4 protein-coding genes are annotated in these 3,561 nt (G+C 68.7%); all 4 read right to left on the bottom strand.

Going from position 1 to position 3,561, the window contains the following annotated elements; genetic code table 11:
* On the bottom strand, positions 1 to 450 hold a 450-nt coding region (locus HR086_RS45585), incomplete at its 3' end, for an ROK family protein (protein WP_174468790.1).
* A 273-nt stretch (positions 451 to 723) separates the two neighbouring features.
* Entirely contained in the window at positions 724 to 1,641 is a 918-nt protein-coding gene (locus tag HR086_RS45580; protein ID WP_174468789.1) for a glycosyltransferase family A protein, read from the bottom strand.
* Between the two features lie 11 nt (positions 1,642 to 1,652).
* Positions 1,653 to 2,603: a glycosyltransferase family 2 protein gene (locus HR086_RS45575; RefSeq protein ID WP_174468788.1), complete on the bottom strand. Its 951-nt coding sequence runs from the start codon at positions 2,601 to 2,603 to the stop codon at positions 1,653 to 1,655.
* A 19-nt stretch (positions 2,604 to 2,622) separates the two neighbouring features.
* Positions 2,623 to 3,561: oligosaccharide flippase family protein (locus tag HR086_RS45570; RefSeq protein ID WP_174468787.1), on the bottom strand; the 939-nt coding region annotated here is incomplete at its 5' end.

The raw sequence follows: 3,561 nt of genomic DNA, 5'->3' as shown, positions 1-3,561 counted from the left end.
CACCCCGAGCACCGAGGCATACGGCCGGCCCGCTCCCAGCCGGAACTCCGCCGCCACCGCCACCTGGACGTCATTGCCCAACACCACTGGCGAGCGAACCAGGTCCGCCAGGTCTCCCGCCATGGGATAGGGCTCCATCCAGCCCTTCCCCACGTTGCTCACGCGCGCCAGCGTCCCCGCGCCTGCGTCCACGGCGCCGGGCGCCCCCACGCCCACTCCCACCAGATGCCGGGACAGCGTGCCCGCCACCCTGGCTGCCTCCTCCAGCGCGCCATACATCGCCTGGACCACGTCCCCGGGAGCGCCATCCCCGGGCGTCAGCTGACGGGAACGTCCGAGCACCTTCCCCGCCGCATCGACGACCACCGCCTCGATCTTCGTGCCACCCAGGTCAATGCCTCCCCAGAGCCTCGCTTTGGGGCGTGGCCGTTCCGCAGGGGTCGTATCCATATCGACTGGGCGTGTCTCATCCATCGTGCACCTCCTCGGGCCTCACGCCTGGAACATGCGCAGTGCCCGAGCGCGCCGACGAGCACGCCCGCTGGCCAGACAACCCACCTGGCCCCCGCCCCATCGATATCGACAGCCCGTATACGAGCAAGGAGGCACCGCTCCCCGAGCAAGTCGCGGCTCCTCCCGAGCCTGCTGCCTGCTCGAGGAGCCCCGCCTGCCCGAGCCGGCGCCCCTGAACGGGCCGCGCGGGCGGCACACCCGGCGTGGTGACTAGCGGCTCATCACCCGCTGGCGGAGTCCCACCAGGGCGACCTTGGGCAGGAAGCCCACCATGTATCGCCAGCGAGGCACGGCCAGATGGAACGGCAGGCCGCGCCAGTACAAATCCACCGCGAGGTCACTTCTTCGGTGCTCCACCAGCCAATGCGAGACATGCCGCGCGCTGTAGAGGAGCATCTCCAGTCGCTCGTGCCGACGGGCCTCGCCGCCCGGGTAGCGCCCGAGTCGCTCTTGCATCAACTGGTACGCCATGCCCCGGTGGCTCGGCTCCAGGTGTGTCGACTCAGAGCCTTCGTGCTTGCGATAGCCCACCATCACTGGCGTACGGACCCATGCGAACCCCGGCTCCGTGCCAAGGCGATACAGCAAGTCGTAGTCCTCCGCGACGATGCGCAGCGGAGTGAATCCCCCCACCCTTCGCAGCGCCTCCGTCCGCACGGCCAGGACACAGGCGGTGCGCGGCGTCCGGTCCCCGGCGCTCGCCAGGTAGTCCGGGAACAGCGTCACGCGCGGGCCCTCCCGCGTCACGGACCTCAGTTGCTCCGCGCGGTGGAAGTCCGTCGACGTCCCCATCACCACCGAGGGCATCCCGTGGTCCGTCAGCACCTTGCGATACGTGGACAGCGTCCAGGGGAACCACAGGTCGTCGCTGTCCAGGAACACCACGTATTCGCCCCGGGCGGACTGGATGCCCAGGTTGCGCGCCACGCCCGGCCCCGCGTTGACCTGGGTCAGCGTCGTCACCCGGTCACCCAGACGCGCCAGGGTCTCCAGGGTGTCATCCGTGGAGCCATCGTCCACCACGAGGACCTCGTAGTCCGTCTCCTCCTGCGCGAAGACGGAAGCGAGCGTCTCCTCCAACAGTCGCGCGCGGTTGTACGTGGGGATGACGATGGAGAAGAACGGCATGCGTGACGGCCTCACACGCGGGCCCGCAAGCCCATCTCACTGATGCGAAGGAAGGTGGAGAGCTGTCGCTTGTATTCCGGCATCGCCATGCGCCCGCGCAGCAACGTCTGCGTCAACACCGCCGAGTTGTAAGGCAACGTCCCCACCAGGATGGCGCGCATCGCCCACTCGTGCAGCCGGCCATGGTGCTTGCGGAAGTACGCCAGTCGCGTGCGCCACAACTCGATGCGCACCTTGTCCGGTCCCGTGGAGGAGGGACGGAACGAGCGGCTCGTCAGGTGCGTAATCACCGCCTCCGGACAGAAGGCCACCTCCCACCCCGCCTTCCAGGCCCGGACGCACCAGTCCGTGTCCTCGGTGTTGCCCAGGGGCGACATGGCCTCGTCGAGCAGACCGACCTCCACCAGGGTCTCCTCCCGCACCACGATGCAGGCCCCCAGCACCCAGCTCACCCGCGCCTCTTCGTGCCCATACTGGGCCGGGTCGATTTCCAACTGCTTGAGGAAATGCAGCGGGCGCGGCAGGAACATCAGGTCGAAGAGCTGCCCGGACAGGGACATGGGCCGGAAGGTGCAGTTCTGGATGGTGCCATCCGCGTTCAAGAGCCTCGCGCCCGCCATGCCCACGCGAGGGTTCTCATCCATGAAACGCACCAGCGCATCGAACGCCCCTTCATGAACGATGGTGTCGTCGTTGAAGATGCAGATGTGGCGGCCCCGCGCCTGACGCAGCACCTGATTGTGATTGGCGGAGAACCCCTTGCGCTCCGTGTTGAAGAGCCAGCGCACTCGCGGGAAGTCGCGCCGCATCGCCTCCACGCCGCGGCCGTCCGTGGCGTTGTCCACCACCCAGACCTCGAAGGAGCACTCGCGTGTCGTCTCATGCAGCGTGCGAAGACAGTCGTGCAGCAGCTCCGGGTTGCTGTGATTGACGATGGAGATGACCAGGTCGGGTTTCGTCATCGGAGGGCTCTCGTCTCGCTCACGGTACGGGGCTCACTGGCGCGGCGCTCGCGGAACGCCGGGCCTGGATGAAGGCCCGGATATCTCGCACTTCGTCCAGCAGGGAGCGCGTCCTTGGAATCCACTCACGCACCAGCACCAGCGCGGCGAACAACACGCAGCCCACCGCCGTCCGCGCCAGCACGTGCTGCTCGAACAGCACCCAGGCCGCCGCGTACGCCCCAGCCATGAGCAGGCCCACGGAGAGCAGCGGCTCCATCACCTGGGACACCAGGCCGCGCAGCGCAGCGTTGAGCCGCGTCACCCGCCACGTCGTCACCCAGATTTCCCCCAGCGCCACCAGGAACGATACGGGACCGACGCTCGACAGCCCGTAGCGATGCAGGGCCCAGGTGCCCAGGCCCCACTTCACCGCGCCCGCGCCAACGACGACCGCCAGTCGCTCCCACGGGCGTCCGCCCGCGTTCTGCGCGGTGGCGAGCAGCCCCGTCAGCGTCATCAGCACGCACTCCAGGCTGAACCACTGCGCCAGGGGAATGGCGGCCACCCAGCGCTGCCCGAACAGCAGCGGCACCACCACCGGCAACGTCAGGACGGCCAGGGGGATGACCAGCAACAGCGCCGCGGACAGCCGGCGCAGCGAGGTGCGCAGGTACTCGGCGAAGCCCAGCGGATCATCCTGGAGCCGGCAGTACGAGGGGAACGCCACGCGATTGAGCACCACGCTGAGCATCATCGGCGTCGAGGAGAGCGCCCATGCCCAGTTCACCAACCCCACCGCCTCCTTGCCCAACACCCGCCCCACCATCAACGGCACCCAGCCGGCCACCAGCGCGCCCACCAGCGGAGGCAGTTGGATGGCCAGCCCATAGCCCAGCAGTCCTCGCAGGAGCCTCGGTCGAAAGCTCCCGCGCGGACGCCAGGGGGACGCCGAGGCGATGCAGGCCCACCCCACCAC

Source organism: Myxococcus sp. CA039A, from assembly GCF_013336645.1.
In the GTDB taxonomy this organism is placed as follows: Bacteria; Myxococcota; Myxococcia; order Myxococcales; family Myxococcaceae; genus Myxococcus; species Myxococcus llanfairpwllgwyngyllgogerychwyrndrobwllllantysiliogogogochensis.
Note: the sequence above shows the minus strand (reverse complement) of the source record. Positions and strands in the feature narration are given on the sequence as shown.

Coding starts and splice junctions, on each gene's coding strand:
- HR086_RS45580 (WP_174468789.1), bottom strand. CDS start 1,641: ATGCCGTTCTTCTCCATCGTCATCCCCACGTACAACCGCGCGCGACTG.
- HR086_RS45575 (WP_174468788.1), bottom strand. CDS start 2,603: ATGACGAAACCCGACCTGGTCATCTCCATCGTCAATCACAGCAACCCG.